Source organism: Pseudomonas psychrophila HA-4 (assembly GCF_000282975.1).
Taxonomy (GTDB): domain Bacteria; phylum Pseudomonadota; class Gammaproteobacteria; order Pseudomonadales; family Pseudomonadaceae; genus Aquipseudomonas; species Aquipseudomonas psychrophila_A.
Genome location: NZ_ALJC01000118.1, coordinates 1 through 20,377 on the forward strand (window position 1 = coordinate 1; position 20,377 = coordinate 20,377).

Sequence of the window (20,377 nt, forward strand, 5' to 3'; positions counted from 1 at the left end):
CCGGTCAGATGTGTAAAGGATGTACCGGTTTCTACAGTGAGGGCAATGCCTTTACTGGCCGCGGATTTTTTCAACGATCGCCGTGGTTGAGCTGTTTTCAACCAGCCCCAACACTTTTACCGTCCCGCCATACGAGGCCACGATGTCGGCGCCGACCACTTGGTCGATGCCGTAATCGCCGCCTTTGACCAGCACGTCTGGCTTGACCTGGGCCAGCAAGTTTTCCGGGGTGCCTTCCGGGAAGCTGATAACCCAGTCCACAGCGCCCAGACCCGCCAATACAGCCATGCGCCGGTCAACGCTGTTGATCGGCCGACCCGGCCCTTTAAGACGGCTTACAGAGGCGTCATCGTTGACCGCGACGATCAGACGATCACCCTGCGCCCGCGCCTGCTCTAGGTAAGTCACGTGCCCGGCATGCAAGATGTCGAAGCAACCATTGGTGAAGACGATTTTCTCGTTGTGAGCCCGTGCATCGTCAATGGCCAGCAACAGTTGATCAAGGGTCAATACGCCCCGCTCGGAGCCTTCCGAACGCTGGATGGCCCGGCGCAGTTCCGGGGCGCTGATGGCCGCCGTACCCAACTTGCCCACCACAATACCGGCTGCCAAATTGGCCAAGGCCACGGCGTGCGGCAGTTCTTCACCGGCAGCAATGGCTGCGGCCAAGGTCGAAATGACCGTATCGCCAGCACCGGTAACGTCAAATACTTCACGGGCGCGAGCAGGCAAGTGCATGGCCGCAAAGCCCGGGCGCAACAAGGTCATGCCGTGTTCACCACGGGTGACCAGCAAAGCTCCCAGCTCAAGATCGTCCATCAACTTGGCGCCTTTGGCCACCAGGTCAGCCTCGTCGGTGCAGCCACCGACAATGGTCTCGAACTCGCTGAGGTTCGGTGTGATCAGACTCGCACCCCGGTAAATCGAAAAGTCTTTGCCTTTAGGATCAGCCAGCACTGGAATGCCCCGGGCGCGAGCGGCCTGGATCAATACCTGGTGATTTTTTAGAGCACCTTTGCCGTAATCAGACAGCACCAGCACTTTGATGCCGTCGAGCAAGCTATCGACTTCCGCGCCCAACGCCAAAGCGTCAGTCGTAAACGGTTCTTCAAAGTCGATACGCAGCAGTTGCTGGTGACGGCTCATGACCCGCAGTTTGACGATGGTGGGCTGGTGCGCGATGCGCTGGAAAATTGCGCGTACACCCGCACCTTTCAAGCTATTGGCCAGACTGTCAGCAGCCTCATCATCGCCAGTGACACCCACCAGCGAAGCTGGCGCGCCAAGGGCTGCGATGTTCAGTGCGACGTTGGCTGCACCGCCCGGACGGTCTTCAATTTGCTCGACCTTGACTACCGGCACTGGCGCCTCAGGGGAAATCCGTGAGGTTCCGCCATGCCAGTAACGGTCGAGCATGACATCGCCTACCACCAAGACAGGGGCTTGATCGAATCGCGGCATGGACAACTTCATGGAGAACCCACATACAAAATGAACAGGGGCGCGATATTAACACAGGGTGAACGCAGGTCAGTTCACGGCGTTAATCGCAGGAATGAGAATCAGAGATGGCTTACATAACCCGGCGCACGGTACACGCAGGTAAACGCAGGAGACGGCCAAAGCCGTCTCCTGCGCGTTATCAGGCGATGTCGCCAGAAGACAGCGGGGCATCAAGACCCATCGAATGCAGGCGGGCGTAGTAACCGTTTTGAGCCAGCAACTCACTGTGGGTACCACGCTCAACGATCTGGCCCTGGTCCATGACCAGAATCATGTCGGCTTTTTCGATGGTCGAAAGGCGGTGCGCAATCACCAGCGTGGTGCGGCCTTGCATCACATGGTCAAGAGCGGCCTGGATATGACGCTCAGACTCAGTGTCGAGTGCTGAAGTCGCCTCATCAAGGATCAGTAACGGCGCGTTCTTGAGCAAGGCGCGTGCAATTGCGAGGCGCTGACGCTGACCACCGGACAACAGCACACCATTCTCGCCCACCTGAGTGTCCAGGCCTTGTGGCAGTTGCTCGATAAAGTCCATGGCGTAGGCATCACGCGCAGCTTTCTCGATATCGGCACTCGGTGCACCGGCCAGATCACCGTAGGCAATGTTGTTGGCGACGGTGTCGCTAAACAAGGTCACGTTCTGTGTCACTTGCGCGATATGACGGCGCAGGTTGAGCAAGCGATAGTCTTCGATCTCAACCCCATCGAGCAGAATTTCGCCCGAGGTATGGTGATAGAAGCGCGGTATCAGGTTCGCCAGCGTCGATTTGCCGCTGCCGGAACGCCCAACGAGTGCCACCATCTGCCCCGGCTCAACCGAGAACGTCACGTCCTTGAGCACCTGACGGTCAGTGTCCGGGTAGGTGAAGTTCAGATGGCGCACTTCAAGGCGACCGCTAACGTGGTCACGCTCAACGGTGCCAGTGTCGACTTCTTGTGGTTCGTCGAGTTGCTCAAAGATGCTTTCGGCACCCGCCACGCCCTTCTGGATCGTGGAGCTGACTTCAGACAGCTGGCGAATCGGCTTGGGCAGCAAGCCCGCCAGGGTGATGTAGGCAATCATGTCGCCCGCCGACGCATCGCCGCGCAGGTACAGCACCAGGAACATCAAAATGCCCATGGCCACGTAGATGACCAATTGCAGCATCGGGGTATAGATCGCCCCGGTGCGGGTCATGCGCAGTTGCTTGTCGGTGTTGCTCTGGCTGGCATTCAGAAAACGCTCACGCTCATACGTTTCGCCGCCGAAACTGCGAACCACTCGATACCCCTGAATGGTCTCGGAGGCCACGTGGGTCACATCGCCCATGGCCGCCTGAATTTTCTTACTTTGTTTGCGAAATTTTTTACTGGCCGTGCTCACCATGACCGCGATCAACGGCAGGATGGCGATCATCACCAGCGTGAGGCGCCAGTTCATCCACAGCAAAGACGCAAACAGGAACACCACGGTCATGCCTTCGCGAATCACGACCTTGATCGCATCAGTCGCGGCGCCAGTGACCATGGTCACGTTGAAGGTGATGCGCGAGATCAGACGACCCGTGTTGTGCTTATCAAAGTAACGGTTAGGCAGTACCAGCAAGTTGTTAAACAGCTGCACACGAAGGTCGTGGACCAGCCCCAGCGACACTTTGGCCAGGAAATAGTTACCCAAGAAAGAGCCCAGTCCCTGCCAGGCTGCAATCAATACGATCAGCAGCGGCACGGCCTGTAACAAGCGCAAATCACGCAGGTAAGGCACGCTTGGGAACAACACCGCGTCGGGATTGGACAGGCCATCGACGAAATACTTGAGGATGTAGCCCAGCATGGGTTGGGTCGAAGCGAAAATAAGGAAGCCGACAATACTCAGCAGGAAAAGGCCGATGTAAGGCTTCACATAACTCAAAAGCCGGAAGTAGACTTTCAGGCTTGAACTCTGTGCCGCTTCGGACGGTGAATCACTCATCGTAGAGCTCACTGATTTAAGGAAAACGCGAAATTTTATCACAGGCTTCACGACACGCCGGCTTGAACGACAAAAGAGTCGCCACGGCAATCGGTAGCCAGGTGATAAACCATTCTGCACGCGGGGTGTCCAGCAGGCTGGCCGCATCAAACTGCATGGCCAGCGTCGAAAACACCCACATACCTATGACGGCCTGACCCAACAGCGTCTCCCGGGCGCGCCAGCCATAAATCACCACCGAAAACCAGGCAACGCACCACAGCAACAAGCCAGGCAGCCCTAGACTGATGGCCACACTGGTAAACAGATTGTGTGAATGATCAAAGGTCAACCCAAGGGTCTTTACGTTAAACGACGCCTCAAATCCCAAGCCAAGCCATGGGTGCGCTTCGATCATGTGCAGGCTAGCCATAAACAGTTCCGGCCGATACGAAGAACCGCGCGAAAGCATCAACGCCTGCATCCACCAGAACACCACCGCGGCCCCAACCAATGCAAGGGCAGCAATCACCACAGTGCGCCGATCACGGCGCCAAATTGGCATGGACAGAACAGTCAGCAACAGCGCCAAGGCCGCGCCACGGCTTTGGGTCATGACCACAAAGCTGCCCAGCAACCCAAGCGCTACCAACCAAAGCACTTGCGCCCAACGCCCTTGAGGCACCCAGTGCAGCATCCAAATGCCAGCCACGCCGATCGCATACGCACCCAAAATAGGATGAGCCAACTCGCCCAGCCCCTCCAAACGCATCGACCACGCATGACCTTTGACGAGATAGAAATGAACAATAGCCACCAGCGCCATGACTGCCAGTCCGAGCCCGCACCACTTCATCAAGCGCACGATACGTTCAGGGCGCCCATTGGCTAGGATGGGAAATGACGCAACAAACAGTGCGATATAAACCAACTGCTTAGCCTGGCTCAGAGGCTCACCACTCCAACTCAGGCTGATGATGGCCCACATCGCCAAACCGACGAGTGACAGGCAAAGCGCCCGCTGTGCCTGCCAAACCTGGCCTAAAACCGAACGCGCAGACCACGCAACAGCAAGTGTCGGAAGCCAGGTAAACAACACCAGGCCCTGTTGGTAGATTTTGTTCGTGGGCGCAAAGGCAATTGCCAACATGAACCACACCACACCGCACGTCATAAGGGCTTGAGCCCAGCGACTTTCGTACATCATCCCACTCCTAATTCAACCACCCAGCCAACCTGGAATGGTTAAAACGCCACTTTTTCGGCATGATTGCGTGTCTGACTGCTCGCAAGGGTTCTACGATGCAATGTTCACGGCTTACACAAGCCGCTTTAAATCAAATGATTGAAGGCGCCAAAACGCTTGAAGCGGACAGCTACGGCGCGAAAGTCTATCTGCTGCAAGACGGGAACATAGTGAAACTGTTTCGTCGCAAGCGCTTCCTGTCATCGGCCTTGCTGCGCCCTTACTCGAAGCGGTTCATCGATAACGCTGCTCAACTTGAAAAACTCGGTGTACCAACACTCAAGGTGCTGGCGTTCTATCGCTTGGAAAAACCAGGCATGACTGCGGTGCTGTATCGCCCGCTGCCAGGTGAAACACTGCGTCAGATCGCAGAGAAAAACGGGTTTGATTGGCAAGAAAATCTGCCGAAGCTTATCGAGCTGATCCGTCGCTTGCACGCTGCAGGCATTTACTTCCGTTCCCTGCACTTGGGCAATATCGTGGTAACCCCAGAAAACCAGTGGGGTTTGATTGATGTGGCCGATATGCGCTTTTTTAAGGCTCCGCTGTCTAAAAAGCTGGTACAGCGAAACCTTCAGCACTTCTTGCGCTACATCGAGCGCGAGAACCTGGCCGACAAATTCCCCGTGCAAGCCCTGCAGAACGCCTTTCAACACGTTTAAAACACGCCGGAGCATGCCTGCTTGAAGCGCAACCAAGCGTGCTCCGGATCTAGCCCAGCGTATTGGCGTTCAGCGACCTCAGCCGCCGCAAGAGACGAACAGGCGTCAATCGCCTTGGTCCAGGCCGATACGTCGTTGACCGGGACGTAAGAGCCTCCGTCACCCAGTTGTTCATAAAATACTGGCAAGTCGCTCGCCAGCACCGGCACACCCGCGATCACCGCTTCTTGTACGACCAACCCCAAACCCTCTGCTTGCGAGGGAATCAACACCCAGTCGAACGCCCGATACAGACTGGCCACGTTGCTCACATGGCCCGGCAGCAGCACCTTGCCTTGTAACCCGAGGGCATTGATCTGTGATTCCAAGAACGAACGCAACGGGCCTTCACCGATAATCATCAGCAGCCGATCTGGGTGGGTGCTGAGGTTTTGCGCAAAGGCCTTCAGCAGCGTGTCAAAGCCTTTGGAGTCGACCAGTCGCCCGACAGCGCCGAACACCTGCTGGCTCTGCACAGGCAGGCCCAATTGCTGGCGCGCCTGCTCACGTGACAACAATTGTTGCTGAGACTTTTGTGGGTCCAGCATGCTGCTCAAGGTAAGGACCGGCAATTTAACGTCTGCCGCGATCGAGTCAGCGAGGGTTTTCGACACAGCGCACAGGGTCAGTTGCTCAGGCGCGAACTGGCGAAAAAGACAGAGATCCTTGCATTGCAACCGGGTTGAACCGTGAAAGATCACCACTGCCCGCACCTGCGGCAACCGACGTAATGCAGGCAACAGCACGCGCGCCACGCCCAAGCCGTCAAGCAGCACCAGTTGGGCATCATTTTCTAGCAACGCGTTCCGAAAGAAACGGTTGCGCAAAGGGCGAGAGAACACCCAAATTCCACGCCCTTTCAAAAAGCGCGACGATAGATTCCAGGCTTTGACTTCCCCAAGCTCGCTCAAGCAAGCCGGGGCCACGTGTTGCAACAGCCAAGTTTTAACCGGAGTCCCAGACGGCGCCTGAGACAGGATTTGCTGGTGAACCTTGTGTACAGATGCATAGGGGGAACCGCCCGACCACATCACATTAATGATGCTCATCACACGCTTCCTTGTCGTTCAATCATCACGATTCAAACCCGCACCTGCTAACTGATAAGAACGCCAATCAACACTCCCAGCAACAAAGAAATAAACAGCTTAATACGCTCTCGGCGGCCGCGTCGCAGCTTGCGCTGACGCTCCTCCGGCACTTCGACATGATTGCCGAAACCCGTGTGCAATACCGCGTCAGCCTCGAGTGCAACCGCCTGCAAATTAAGCTCGGCATAGCGCTTGGACAGCGCCTTTTCGCCACCATGCCCGCTATAGGGCGCACACAACAAATATTCTTTGTAACGGCGTAATCCAGGGTTAAGCGAAAAACTCTGCCATTCAGGCTTGTCCGACAGTACCGGATAGCACGCAACACCCCCGATCACTTCGCGCTCACCGTAATGCAGGTAAGGGCTGTGAATCCTTAAGTCATGAGCATAGCTGCGTAACCAGACCTGCAAGATTTCTGGGTTAAGCGCCAGAATGGTTCTTGAGTCTTCGACAAAGCCTGGGCGATAAAACTCCCAATCGTCTTCACAATGAAAAATGTACGGTGTGCTGACTTTAGAGTAGGCCAGATCAATGGAAGCCAACTGACCAAGTTTCGGTTTATTGACGAAAACCGTGCAGTGTTCAAGCCAGTTGGGCGGAATTGCCGCGCGCACGGCCTCATCACCGGAGTCTTCGGTGATAAAGACTTCACGGATGGGCGCTGTGTTAAACCGATCAAAGCTATCGAGCGTCAGCTTGAGCAAGTCAAGACGGCCGCAACTGGTCACAACCAGGGTAATGTCACTTTCTTGGCAGAACCGCACGGTTCGCCTCCTCTCATTGTTAGATTCAGTCCTTTGGGTGTATCACCGCGATAGATCCAAGGTCGTCTCAAACACCCAGTTTCAATCGCACTCGATCTACCCAGGACAAGGGTGGATGAGGACGTAGTGCCGGTTGCAGCTCTTCAACAATCCGCTGGCCAATTCGACCGAAGCTGTACTGCGACACCGCCAGATCACGACCACGAAGGGCAATATCGGCAGCCAGTTGAGAATCATTACGCAAATGTGCCAGTTTTTTCTGTAGTTCGGGAATATCACGATAAAAAACGATGTTATGCATGTCTTCAAAGCCCAGCGCACGGTTTTCTGCTTCGCCCTGATCAAACGCCAGCAGCACGCAGCCGCAGGCCATGGCTTCGAAGTTTTTGATCATGTACTCACCCATGCCCACGTCCGCGCTCACAAAGAAGCGAATGCGGTTAAGGGTATCGCGGTAGTCATCACCGGACTTGGTACGGGTGACCACCAGCGGCTCTACACTGGCCAACTCGTCGAGCAAGGCTTTGCGGCCGCTGTAAGCCACGCTGTTGGTGCTGCCGACAAATGCCAGCTCAATGTCACGCTCACGGCCTAGGTCATGCAGCAGCGTCTGGTCGTAACCTTTGGGCACGAACACTGCGTCAACCCCCTCGTCGCACAAGCGTTGCGTGACCATAAAGCCGGAGCTGATCACCCGCGCCCACGGCAGTTGGCGGTAATGCGCGCTGAATTTACCGGTGTACTTACACTCGATGTAATTCTGATACGCATCGTGCTCAAGAATCACCAGGTTGGGCACGGTGCGAATAAAACCAACCTGGCGGATTTCCTGTTTGAAGCGCAAGAAAAACACGATGCGGTCATAGCGCGTGACGTCCACTTCGCGGCCAAAATACCCGCGCAAGTTGCGCTGTTCATCGCTGCTCAGCCAACGAATGTCACACTCGCAGTTCGCCGCAATGCCGTCATACAGGCGATCCAGAATGGCTCGCTGCTCTTTCTGTACTAGTAGTAGAACTTTCATGATTTTCCTTGCGGCATCTCAAGACGCCAGAACAGCTCATGCCGCCGAACTGCTTTACGAAAATATTCATTGTCGCCATAAGGCGATGGCTTTCTGCCTGCGAGTAGCACCTGAATCGAGCGACGCAGCCTGCGTTTGAGCGCGGCACGGGGTTGCAAGTCATGCATCATCCCTAGCGCCATCGCCTTGTCGCGCTGCTGATCAAGGGTCAATGGCAGGCTGTAAGGGTGCAAACTGAGCGAGGCATCAAAGACCGGCGGCAGGGCAATCCCGTCACCGCTGTTGCCCATAGGCCAGCGGTCATTGTCATGCAGGTGGTTGGCGTAACCCAGCAGGGTTGTCGGCTGCCACTCCAGCCCTTGCAATGCCTCAAGCACCGCGGCTTGCGCGCAAATATGGTCGGGGTGCGGGTCTAAGGTTGGATGCGGCAGCACGATGACTTCGGGCCGCGCGCGCAGGATTAAAGTGCGTAAATCCGCCAGCAGGTTATTCCAGGTCGGTGCGCCATCCTGATCACCCGGCAGCGGGAACGGATTGAGTTGGCGAAACAGGCGGGTATCGTTCAAGTCCGCCTCGCGTGAGGCAATCGGCTGGTCGGGTGCGGCCTGCATCGCGGGCAGTTGCAGACAGAAATACCCCAACTGTGCGCAGTGCGCTTCTGGCACCCCAGCCCAGCGCGGCACGGCCAGGCTGTCCCATGCCCGCAGCCGCCCTTTAAGACGCGCCGCTTCGGCACGCTCAAGGCCCATCTGCTGGTAATGCTCAGCCTCGATTTCTCCCGCCGTCAGGGTCACCACCCATGCTTCTTTAGCTTGGCTGTACACGCCATAAGCGGCCAGTTCGGCATCGTCCGCGTGAGGCGCGATCACCATCACCCGCTGCTCGCGGTAATCGGGCTGACGAAACACCCAAAGCTCAGGCTGGCCTTGCACGCGGCAATAACGCCCTTTGAGGCGTAACTCGCCACGACTCAATACACGCGCTTGCTCACTGAGGTTCAAATAGCGCAGCCCGTTGACTCCACGCTCAAAGGTTTGCTGGTCGGGTTGTTCGCCGCCCAGCAGTTGAACTTTCGGATCGAGAAAGCGCCCCAGTCCTCGGCTGTTGACCTTGATGGCCAACACCAGCGTTTCACCACCGGCTAGGCTCAGCGGCTGATCAAGCACCAGACGCTCGCCCTCAAGGCGCAGGCCAACGCGTTCGCCGTCGGCCCCGAAGGTGTATTGGTAGTCGTCTTGGGGAGAGTAAAACAGGTGGTCAGCGAACCACGCTTCATGGGCCACCCAGCCCAGCACTGCCAGCACCAGCGGCAACCACCAGGCCAGCAACACACCGCTGGCAATCAGCACCAGCAGGCCGATCAGCAAGCTCATTCGCTTGTTGCGCCGATGGCGCTTGAGGAGTTGCTGTTTGCGGCTCATGTTCTCTCCTGTAGGAGCGAGCTTGCCTCGCGATCTTTTTTTTAAAGATCGCCAGCAAGCTCGCGCCTACAACGGATGGTTTACGTTTTAAACACCGGCACCGGATTGCACCAACGCTCTTTGTATTCGCGGTCAGCGCGGCCGAACGAGAAACGCAAAGCCTTGTTCACACTGCGAGCCTGCTCCCAGGCCGATTGGGTATTGAGGAAGCTCAATACGCTACCAGGGCTGAAATCACGGGTCTGAGGGTCAACACCGCCATTGACGTACTCAACGCTGATCCATTCGGGCGATTCAACCCGGTATACCAACTGAATGGCAATAGGAGAGTCGTTAAGAAAGACGACCGATCCGATCAACAGTTCACGCAACAGCTCAACCACCTCGGCCATACGCTCGGCCCCCGTGGCCACGAAACCCCAGCGGCGCATGAATAAATCGCAGTAGATAGCCGCCAGTTCAGTGCTGGAAAAATCCGTCACAGGGCGCACAACACCGCCCGCTTCTTCCAACAAACGCAGCTCGCGGCGCTGGTTGTAGCGAAATTTCTTCGACAGTTCTTCAGGGGTACGGGCCATGGCCAACTGTTCGGCTTGCGCGATCAGCGTGCTGAAACGCCCTTCATTGAGCGCCGAAAGGTAGCGACCACGATGCCGCAAAGGCACGTTGGCATCCGCCGCAGCAGGCAGAATGATCTCTGCATTGCCCAGATCGAACAGGCCTTTTTTGCCGTGACGCTTGAGCACGTCCTTGGACAAGGCCAAGTCGCGGCCCCACGTCGGGATCGCGGCTTTCAATTCGCCACCCTGCTCCCAGGCCAGATAGCGCACCGGGATGCTAGCCAAATGAGCCAAACGCTCAACCACTACAGGGTGGGTCGCGACGCTGCCACCAAAACGCTGCCAAGCATCGGCGTAAGTACCCGCGTCGATAACGTTCCAGCCGCGCTCACGCCAGCCTTGGAAAAAATTGAGCATCAGGCCCCCGCAGTCAGGTCGGTGACTTGCGGCAATTGCCAGAACCGGTCGTGCACCGCGTGATCGCTAAAGCGCTCATGCAGACGCGCCAGCATCAAGTCCGCACACGCCTGGCGTTGCTCATCACTGAGCACCGCCAAATGCTTGATGCCTTGAGCCAAGTGTTCGGCATCGCCCAGCGGGAACAGAATGCCGACACCTTCAACCACTTCCTTGGCACCGCCACAGGCCGTGGCCAGCAGCGGAACGCCAGCGGCCATGGCCTCCAGCAAGACCATGCCGAACGGCTCGTGATCGGAACTGAGGGCAAACACATCAAATGCGCGGAAATAACGACGCGCATCGGGCACTTGGCCCAAGAACTTCACCTGCTCGGCAATCCCGAGTTCGCGGGCCAGTTCTTTGAGGTCCTCCTCCAGGCGGCCCTTGCCCATGATCACCAACTGGCTGTCAGTGGGTAGGTCCGGCAAGGCGTTGGCGAAGCCCTGGATCAAGGTGGCCTGGTCTTTGTCCGGGTGCAGACGCCCGACGTTACCGACAATAAAACCATCGATCGACAACCCCAGCGCTTCACGCGCTTGGGTACCCGGCAGTTGGCTGGCTTGCACGGCGTCGATATCGATGCGGTTGTAGAGCGTGCTGATACGTCCAGTCGGCCACGTGGGCAGGCATTTGCGCATGTCGTCGCGCACCGCATCAGAAACACCAAGCAGGCTCAGACGTTTGCGGAACAAATGGGCGAACAGTTTGCGGCTGCGACGCTGATAATCGCCGAACGCGTGATGTACACCGATTACCGGCAAACCGGTGGCTAACAGGGCGATATAAATCGGCTTAAAGCGATGGGCGATGCAGAAACTGAAAGTGCGCGAGGCAGCGATTTTACGCAGCTTGGCGATGGCACCCAGCTTGAGGCCACGAATGGCCTTGGAGCTGAATTCCATAAACAGCACTTCGTGCGACGCACAGCCTGCGGCCACTTCAGGGTCGGCTGCCCCGGTCAAAAAGACCGTGGTCACCCGATACCCGCTGCCAGCAAACAGGCTAGCGTACTGACGCGCGCAGTCCAGAAACGGCCCGTCATAGCCGTGGCAAAACTGCAGCACATGCCGCTCAGTCGAGCGATTCATAACGCTCGGCGCCTTCTTTAACGACCAAAATGTCTTCCATGATCAGGTACTGCAAATCAGAGCCAAAGAACATGTTCAGCGCGTCAGTCGGCGAGCAGACCATTGGTTCGCCACGACGGTTGAGCGAGGTGTTCAGCGATACGCCGTTACCGGTCAGCACTTCGAGGGCTTTCATCATGTCGTAGTAGCGCGGGTTGTATTCACGCTTGAGCACCTGCGCGCGCGAGGTGCCGTCTTCATGGACAACCTCTGGCACACGGGTTTTCCACTCTTCAGCCACTTCAAAGGTGAAGGTCATGAAAGGTGCCGGGTGATCGACTTTGATCATCTGCGGGCCGACGGTGTCGAGCATCGAGGGGCAGAAAGGCCTCCAGCGCTCGCGGAACTTGATTTGTTCGTTGATGCGGTCAGCCACGCCAGCGCTGCTCGGGCAGCCGATGATCGAACGACCGCCCAAGGCACGCGGGCCAAACTCCATTCGCCCCTGGAACCAGGCCACTGGGTTGCCATCGACCATGATCTTGGCGATTTTCTCTGGCGTGCCTTCGATCTTGCGGTACGCAGGCTTGCCAGGGTGACGGGCACACGCCGCGATCACGTCTTCGTTGCTGTACGCAGGGCCGAGGTAGACGTGTTCCATCTTCTCGACGGGCACACCACGTGCGTGGGACACATAAGCGGCGGCACCCACCGCTGTACCGGCATCGCCAGACGCAGGCTGCACAAACAGCTCTTTGACTTCAGGACGGGCGATGATTTTCTGGTTCAGCTTGACGTTCAACGCGCAGCCACCGGCGAACGCGATTTTGCCGGTTTCCTTGAGAATATCGCCCAGGTAGTAGTCGATCATCTGCAAGGAGAGTTTTTCAAACAGCGCTTGCATGCTGGCCGCGTAGTGGATGTAAGGCTCGTCGGCAATATCGCCTTCACGCTTAGGGCCCAACCACTCGATCAGTTTTGGCGAGAAGTAAAAGCCTTTGCCCTTCTCTTTATAGCGACGCAGGCCGATGACGTTGGCGTATTCGGTGTTGATCACCAATTCGCCGTTTTCAAACGAAGCCAAGCGCGAGAAGTCGTATTTGCTGGCATCGCCGTACGGCGCCATGCCCATCACCTTGAACTCGCCGTCGAGCATCTCGAAACCGAGGAATTCGGTAATCGCGCCGTACAGGCCGCCGAGGGAGTCCGGGTCGAAGAATTCCTTGATCTTGGTGATCTTGCCGTTTTCGCCATAACCGAAGAAGGTCGTGGCGTACTCGCCCTTACCATCGATGCCCAGGATCGCGGTTTTCTCTTTGAAACCCGAGCAATGGTAGGCGCTGGAGGCGTGAGCCAAGTGGTGCTCAACGGGCTCGATCTTGATTTTCTTCGGATCAAAACCCAGTTGCTCAAGGCAGAACACAATCTTGTTGCGATAGCGCTTGTAGCGACGGTTGCCCATCAGAATCGCGTCAAGAGCACGATCCGGGGCATACCAGTAACGCTTGGCATAGTGCCAGCGGGCCTTGCCGAACAAGCTGATGGGCGCGAACGGAATCGCGACCACATCAACGTCAGAGGGTTTGATACCCGCCTGTTCAAGGCAGAATTTTGCGGATTCGTAAGGCATGCGGTTCTTTGCATGCTTGTCGCGTACAAAGCGCTCTTCTTCAGCCGCCGCTACCAGCTTGCCGTCGATATAGAGGGCTGCTGAGGGATCATGGCTAAGGGCGCCGGACAGGCCAAGGATCGTCAATGCCACTGGGTTAGCCTCTTAAAAATGCAGGCAGGCGGCGGGCGCCTGAAAAAAGGGTGTGCTGCGCGCAAAGCGCAGAAACAACTAAAGGGCGGGATTATAGCGTAAAGCACGCTCGAATGACCCAGCGCGATTTGCCTCACCTGTTCAGGTCCCCGCATCACACCAAGCCAGTGCCCTCAAGGCCCGTTATAGATAACTACCGCCACTGAGCCAGAGCTTTGCGATTTGCTGTGAGCACTCATCGCGTGCATTGAGCAATGCGAAAACTCACAGGAACACGGCATGTCTACACATCTGGAACACCTCAAAGGTGCCGAACTCGAATTAGAGGCGCTGACTGATGCTTTCCCCAACCTTGAGACTTCGCTGGATCATCGGCTGCGAATATTTTTCCCACGGCTACCGGAGGATGTATGCACCGACTTTCTTTATCTCAACTACCCATTACCGCCTGAGACTGGCCAGTCACCCGTCCTTGTCAGCCAAACCCTTAGCGAATTGATCGATGAGTGCTATCTGAGCCAGACAGTTCCTACCTTTGTTCAAGGCTCTCACGCTATTTACAACATTAGCTACTCGCTGGACCCGCAAGATGCCGTCAAGACCATTGGCTTGGCGCAGCTTGAAAAGTACCTTGAGTTCACCACCTTTAGCCTTGAGTTGTGCGTAAGAGATGCCCTGCGCGATTTTTGGAACACCGCCAGCGCGAAGTTAAAGGCCCAACCCCCTAAAGAATGGCTGTCGCAATTTGTCACGCGCTTGCTTCTTAGCGAAGCAAACCTGCGCAGGGCGGATCAAACACTCAGCGTTGAGGCCATGACTGCTATCAGCCAGGTCTTCCCTGCTACCGGGACGGCCGCAACCATGACCGGCGCCTATGGGCTTTACTCACTGACATTGAAGGGGCCTACAAACGCTGCGTCAGCGGCGCTTTACGGGGCGTTTGCAGTTGCCGCCAAAGACTTGCCAACCATCACTGACAACCTCAGAAACAAATGGGTCGTGCAAGATCCTGCATCACGCACTGTCGTGCTCTACACACCCAGCAATGGCCTGGAGGCCTTTGAGTCACTCACGGCATTCACTCAAGAAATGAGCGCGCGCCTCAAGGACGCCTATCAACGCGAAACATTGCTGGCTTACGTTCTAACTGAAGACCGTGACCACGCCTTGACCTGCGAAAGCATGCAGCTAAGCCCGATTGCCGCCGCAGATGCGCCTACCTTTTACAGTGCGCAAATCATCGAAAAACAGCAGAAAGATATGCGTCATGCGTGGACGCTAGCGCGTTCCAAAAAGGAAGACACAGCCGTTGAACAACTGGCCGAACTCGTTGAGCAGTCCCTGGACTCAAGCTTGCCCATCCGACCTGCCGCTCTGTTAAAAGCCCGCTATAGCCGATTGATTGAAAGCAAGCTGCCTCTATGGCTCAAAACCGCTTCAGATGCCGACAAAACCTTATGGCGCCTGGGCGTAGAGCGCTTGACCCATGAACGCGAGGTGTCACACACGCCAAATGCTCACCCCCTTAACCAAATCGGGCAAAAAAGCACGCTACTGGCCTACGCCCGAATCCAGCTCACACAACAGATCAAAGCCGATCACGGCATAGAGGTCGACCCCGACGGGATTTACATTTCAACCACCAAGGCAGTGCAAACAGGCCCCGTGATAAACCCTATTACTGGCTCCGCGTTTGCCGCGGGTAACAGCCTCTCCAGAACTGGACCCACTATTTCCTACATCACCACCCGACGAAGCCTTAGCGAACTGGCGCTTTCCAATGTCGGGAAGTTAGATGCGGACTTCGCGCTCACTGCGCGAATCAAGGATGCGGCGGGCAACATTCACCCTGTACTGACGCCCAGCTACCTCAAAGCACTGGTACGCACCCTGGATGTTGGCCAGCGTTATAAGAGCCTTCTCAACGATCTACTGGTTAATTCCGCGCAGGCTAAATGGCGCAAGGAGCGCTATGTCGAATTCAAAAAAGCTCAACTGACGCTGGACCTCCTTGAAGCCAGGCTTTCAGGCAATTTGACCGCTGATGATGTCGCCTGGGTTCAGGCCGTGATCGATGCACCGGTTGACCAAAATCGACCTCTGCTCAACGGCGAACAGGTCAAAGTCCACCTGCTGATGCTTCGCTACAAACCGATTCCCAGCGTTCTGGTTTTCAGCTCCACTGCGTCCAACCGCCTGCTGTGCTACATCCCCGGCGCACCCGATAAAACCTGGTTTCTGACTGCCAACTCACGCAGTGAGCTCAGCCAAAAACTTTCACAGCAGCAGTTGCGCGCTTACGTATTACACCGCGTAACGCCCGCCCAGCAGGCATACATCAAACCCCTGATTGAGAAGGGCCTTACTGTCTCCACCGTCACGCTGCAAGCCATCAACCATGATGTCTATGAAGCGTCCTATGACACAGAAGCCCTGCATGCCATCCACGATGCCGACGAGCAATCGACGGCTACCTGGGAAAGCAATCTAAATACAGCCATAGAAGCAGCGCTGACCGTGATCGATATCGTCTCGATCGTGCTGCCCACAAAGGTGCTGCTACCGGTGGCGTTGGCGCGCTTCAGCTACCAAATCATTTTGGGGATCGATGCCCTGCAACGCGATCAAGAACACGAAGCGCTCCTGTATTTTCTGGACTCCATCACACACTTGACGGATGGGGCCTCGGACTTTGTTGGCTCGGCAGTATTCAGCTCATCCCTGCGCCAACGCGCCAAGCAACCTACGCCCAAACTAAGCCCTGATGCTGCGAGTACCGCTGCCGCTCAACACTTGACCCTGCGTAGCGGGGAAACATTTGGAGGGGGAGTATATGAATACACCTCCGCGCCAAACGGTCGTTTCGAATACCTGTTAAAAACCAAAAATGATGCCCTGTATACCGGCCGCTACGACCATCTGGACGAGACGTGGCGAGCCTTGGATAAACGTCACCCAAACGCTGTGCACTCACACCCTATGCACGAGCTGTCTACAGGCATTTGGGACGTCGACCCGAACGTGCAACCAAAGACCGGCATGCAACGCATCATTGAAAGTGCCCAAGTTGACGGCATCGACCTCGCCAGCGTTACCCCGGACTCTCATGACACCTACCGAGTCAGCAATAAACGTTATATCCAACAAAACGGCATCGTTTTCGAAGTGTTCAGTAACTGGCTGAGACGTGATTTTTATTTGCAACTACCATCGGGTTCCAGCCGTAGCGTCGACGCTCGGTACAAGCTGCGGCGCATCGCAGGCCATTGGGAAATCCAGCATAAACTCAGCAATGGCACCAAGCATTGGGAGCCCTTGATGCGCGACGTAGGCACCCCGCCTGAAGCCACGCCCGCTATCGTCCACAGCGATTACGATGTGCCTGCTGAGTTCAAGACCAGGATTGACCAGTCAATCAGGGAAACCAGTGGCTTTCTTGACACAACATCCGCCTTTCGCGACGCGGGCATGATGCACCTGAAGCGGATGTTCACTGAGCTGAGGTTCAAGCTGCTAAATAACGCCCGGGAGTATCTTGAATCCCACGTTTTAAGACCCCGTGTAAATCGCCCAGCCTTGTCCGCCGACATAAGCCTTGGTGATTTCTTCAAACGTCTTTTCGAACACACCGACGGCATCGTGTTCGGTGAAATGCACGCCCAACAAGGGGGTAAAAAGGTCTTGATTACCCAGATGCAGGAAGTGGCCAAAAGCGGGGTTAAAGTGCTCTATCTAGAGCACCTACAAACTGACTTGCACCAAACCCTGCTGGATGACTTCAACAAGACCGGAAAAATGCCGGTTGTATTAGATGAGTTTCTTAAACGCCAAGACTTAGGCCATCGCGTCGATCCTGCCAGCCCCTACAATTACAGCCAATTGGTTCGCGAAGCTCAACGCCACGCTATTGAAATCAAAGCGCTGGATTGCATGGCCAGCTACAACCCAAAAAGTATGAAGAACACGCTGAGTGGCGAAGAGACAGCCTCACCCGCTTTGATTCGCTATCAAATGTTCAGCTACTTTGCGTCACGAACCATTCGAGCCAATCAATTAAAAAATGGGGGCAAGAAATTTCTTGCCCTGGTCGGCAATACACACGCCAACACATTCGAAGGCGTTCCAGGCTTGGCCGAGCTGGAAGGGCTCGTCGGCGTTCGCGTGTCAGATATTGCTCCTGGCAAGGGCCGCGGCATACGACAGGACATTGCGGACATTTCCAGCCCAAACATGTTCGATGAAAAATTCAGGGTCCTCAAAAATGACTACTGGCTAGAGATGGAAATCCCTGGAAGTGCGCCTGCCAGAGCGGGTCTTTCACCCGCTCAGCTCAATGAAAGACTCAAAAGCCCTGGATGGTTCAGGTTTGAAAGTGCCGGGTGCGAAGGCGCGCAACTGATCCACCGAGCTTCCAACGGGGAAATAGTGCGAACTCCATTGCGTACAGATCCGCATGGCACGTTTTACATCGAGCGCGAAAACTGGGAAAGCGTCCATCAGAAACGCTACGACAGGCTGGATGAACTGATCAAGGACTTACGCGAAAGAGGCATGACTCACGTCCAATAAAGAGTCGCCATACAGCGCCACCTCTATCCAGGACATCGTCCCGGATAGAGGGGAAACGCTCAAGGCCAAGCAATTCCCACCTTCAGCCGCTAAACTGCGCGCCCTCTGCTAGCCTGATACCCGTCGCCCACCACGGGTCGCGTCACACGGAATCCCGATACAGCCCATGAATTTTTTTGTACCCGCGCGCCTTGTCTTTTTACTGCCCGGCCTCTGCCTGGCACCCATCAGTGTTGCCGAACCACTCGAACTCGACCCCAGTGTCATCACGGGTTCGCGCAGCGCCAGCCCAAGCTTTGATGTGCCCTATTCGGTCGACAGCATCAATCAGCAGCAAATTCAGGACGGCCAACTCGGCATCAACGCCTCTGAAGTACTGTCCCGCGTACCGGGTCTGGTGGTGCAAAATCGTCAGAACTACGCTCAAGACTTGCAAATTTCGTCCCGTGGTTTTGGGGCTCGTTCGGCCTTTGGCGTGCGCGGCATCAAGCTGATTGCCGATGGCATCCCGGCCAGCACCCCCGATGGCCAGGGGCAGGCAGCCACCTTCAACCTCGACACCGCCGAACGCATCGAAGTCCTGCGCGGCCCGGCCGCCACCTTGTATGGCAGTAACGCGGGCGGTGTGATTCAAATGTTCTCGCGAGAGGGCGAAGGCCCGCCGCGTATAGGCGCCGAAACCTTGGTGGGCAGCGACGGCATGAACAAAAACCACCTCACCGCCGAGGGCGCAACGGATGACGTGGGCTTTGTGCTCGACGCCTCACGCATGGACACCGATGGCTACCGCGACCACAGCGCTGCACGCCGCGATCAGACCTTCGCCAAACTCAACCTCAAGCCCGATCAAGACAGCAAACTGGCGTTGATCTACAGCAGCCTGGAGCAAAACGGCACCCAAGACCCGCTGGGCCAAAGTTGGGCAGCCTACAAGGCCGACCCGCGTTCGGTTGCGCAAAACGCCCTGACCTACAACACACGCAAAAGCATTGATCACCAGCAACTGGGCCTGAACTACGAGCGCTACATCGGTGACGCGACCTTGCAGGTCAATGCCTACACCGGCACCCGCAGCGTGATTCAGTACTTGGCGATTCCACCCACCTCACCCAGCAACAAGCAAGGCGGTGGCGTGGTTCAGTTTGACCGCACGTTCTACGGCGGCAGCCTGCGCTGGCTGCAACCCGTGCAGGGCGTACCAGGCGACTTAACCCTGGTCGGCGGCCTGGATTACGACCAAAGCCAAGACAGCCGCCACGGCTACCAAAACTTCAGTGGGGATCAACTGGGCGTGAAAGGTGCCTTGGTGCGAGATGAAGTCGACACTGCTCGCAGCCTCGACCCGTATGTGCAAGCCAACTGGGCGCTGGACAACTGGACCGTACAGGCGGGCCTGCGCTACAGCACCATGGAAATGGATGTCCATGATCAATTTTTGAGCAACGGCGACGACAGCGGCAACAAACGCTACGAAAAGGCCACCCCTTCGGTCAGCGTGATGTACGCCTTCACGCCCGAATTGCACGGCTACGTGAGTGCGGGTAAAGGCTTCGAAACCCCGACTCAGGCCGAAATGGCCTACTCGCCCAACGGCCAAGGCTTCAATTTTGGCCTCAAGCCTTCTGAAAGCACCCAATACGAGATGGGCTTGAAGGCGCAGCTCAACGCTACCCGTATCAACGCCGCCGTCTTCCAGATAACAACAGACGATGAACTGGTGGTGCAAAGCAACAGTGGGGGGCGCACCACCTATCAAAATGCGGGGCGCACCTTGCGTCGGGGCTTCGAACTGGGGGTCGAAAGCCAGCTCAGCGAGCACTGGACTTCCACCCTCGCGTATACCCGCCTGCAAGCGACCTACGATCGCAACTTCACCAGCACTGGCGGCCCCGTCGACAAAGGCAACGACCTGCCCGGCGTGCCGCAAACCACACTGTTTGGCGAAGTAAACTGGAAACCCACCGATTGGGTCAGCACCGCCATTGAAGGGCTGTACCGCAGCAAGGTCTACGTTGAAGACACCAACACACAAAAAGCCGCCCCGGCCTACAGCGTGTTCAACTGGCGCGCAAAGTTTGAGCAAAAGATCGATCACTGGACCTTTCACCAAACACTGCGCCTAGACAACCTGTTTGATCGTCAATACGTGGGTTCAGTGATTGTGGGTGACAGCAACAATCGCTACTACGAAGCCGCGCCAGGCCGCTCTTGGTACGCAGGGGCCGGTGCGCAGTACAGTTTCTGAGAACTCGATTTTTCTGCCAACAACTATGTAGC

Annotated in this window: 13 protein-coding genes; 3 read left to right on the forward strand and 10 right to left on the reverse strand. The window is 56.4% G+C overall.

Features of this window, described 5'->3' with window-relative positions; genetic code table 11:
* Positions 1-51: 51 nt before the first annotated feature.
* The 3 genes from hldE to B347_RS0119960 form a co-directional block, all read right to left on the reverse strand.
* A complete protein-coding gene (gene hldE / locus B347_RS0119950; RefSeq protein WP_026014309.1) occupies positions 52-1,473 on the reverse strand; it encodes a bifunctional D-glycero-beta-D-manno-heptose-7-phosphate kinase/D-glycero-beta-D-manno-heptose 1-phosphate adenylyltransferase HldE in 1,422 nt (473 codons plus the stop codon).
* A gap of 169 nt (positions 1,474-1,642) precedes the next feature.
* Positions 1,643-3,454, reverse strand: coding sequence for a lipid A export permease/ATP-binding protein MsbA (gene msbA / locus B347_RS0119955; RefSeq protein ID WP_019411459.1), 1,812 nt, complete (start codon positions 3,452-3,454; stop codon positions 1,643-1,645).
* 16 nt (positions 3,455-3,470) lie between these two features.
* Positions 3,471-4,637, reverse strand: coding sequence for an O-antigen ligase family protein (locus tag B347_RS0119960; protein ID WP_019411460.1), 1,167 nt, complete (start codon positions 4,635-4,637; stop codon positions 3,471-3,473).
* A gap of 98 nt (positions 4,638-4,735) precedes the next feature.
* On the opposite strand from B347_RS0119960, the gene B347_RS0119965 reads away from it, so the two are divergent.
* Positions 4,736-5,341, forward strand: coding sequence for a lipopolysaccharide kinase InaA family protein (locus B347_RS0119965; RefSeq protein ID WP_033388060.1), 606 nt, complete (start codon positions 4,736-4,738; stop codon positions 5,339-5,341).
* Here the strand turns inward: B347_RS0119965 and B347_RS0119970 are convergent.
* The 7 genes from B347_RS0119970 to B347_RS0120000 all read right to left on the reverse strand — a co-directional run bounded on the left by B347_RS0119970 (position 5,338) and on the right by B347_RS0120000 (position 13,531).
* Positions 5,338-6,429: a glycosyltransferase gene (locus tag B347_RS0119970; RefSeq protein WP_019411462.1), complete on the reverse strand. Its 1,092-nt coding sequence runs from the start codon at positions 6,427-6,429 to the stop codon at positions 5,338-5,340. The genes B347_RS0119965 and B347_RS0119970 overlap by 4 nt on opposite strands.
* A 47-nt stretch (positions 6,430-6,476) precedes the next feature.
* Positions 6,477-7,238 carry a glycosyltransferase family 2 protein gene (locus B347_RS0119975; RefSeq protein ID WP_019411463.1) on the reverse strand — a complete coding sequence of 254 codons (762 nt, stop codon included), beginning with the start codon at positions 7,236-7,238 and terminating at the stop codon, positions 6,477-6,479.
* Positions 7,239-7,305: 67 nt separating this feature from the next.
* Positions 7,306-8,262 carry a glycosyltransferase gene (locus B347_RS0119980; protein WP_019411464.1) on the reverse strand — a complete coding sequence of 319 codons (957 nt, stop codon included), beginning with the start codon at positions 8,260-8,262 and terminating at the stop codon, positions 7,306-7,308.
* On the reverse strand, positions 8,259-9,683 hold the full coding sequence (locus tag B347_RS0119985; RefSeq protein WP_019411465.1) for a PIG-L deacetylase family protein: 1,425 nt from the start codon (positions 9,681-9,683) through the stop codon (positions 8,259-8,261). The genes B347_RS0119980 and B347_RS0119985 overlap by 4 nt, the downstream gene beginning before the upstream one ends.
* Before the next feature lie 80 nt (positions 9,684-9,763).
* The gene (locus B347_RS0119990) at positions 9,764-10,660 is read right to left on the reverse strand and encodes an antimicrobial resistance protein Mig-14 (RefSeq protein WP_019411466.1); all 897 of its coding nucleotides are present in this window, start codon (positions 10,658-10,660) and stop codon (positions 9,764-9,766) included.
* A complete protein-coding gene (locus tag B347_RS0119995; RefSeq protein WP_019411467.1) occupies positions 10,660-11,790 on the reverse strand; it encodes a glycosyltransferase in 1,131 nt (376 codons plus the stop codon). The genes B347_RS0119990 and B347_RS0119995 overlap by 1 nt, the downstream gene beginning before the upstream one ends.
* A complete protein-coding gene (locus B347_RS0120000) occupies positions 11,774-13,531 on the reverse strand; it encodes a carbamoyltransferase family protein (protein ID WP_019411468.1) in 1,758 nt (585 codons plus the stop codon). The genes B347_RS0119995 and B347_RS0120000 overlap by 17 nt, the downstream gene beginning before the upstream one ends.
* A 279-nt stretch (positions 13,532-13,810) precedes the next feature.
* On the opposite strand from B347_RS0120000, the gene B347_RS0120005 reads away from it, so the two are divergent.
* Both B347_RS0120005 and B347_RS0120010 read left to right on the forward strand, forming a co-directional pair.
* On the forward strand, positions 13,811-18,100 hold the full coding sequence (locus tag B347_RS0120005; protein WP_019411469.1) for a membrane-targeted effector domain-containing toxin: 4,290 nt from the start codon (positions 13,811-13,813) through the stop codon (positions 18,098-18,100).
* A gap of 166 nt (positions 18,101-18,266) precedes the next feature.
* Positions 18,267-20,345, forward strand: a complete 2,079-nt coding sequence (locus tag B347_RS0120010) for a TonB-dependent receptor family protein (RefSeq protein WP_019411470.1) — start codon at positions 18,267-18,269, stop codon at positions 20,343-20,345.
* Positions 20,346-20,377 lie beyond the last annotated feature (32 nt).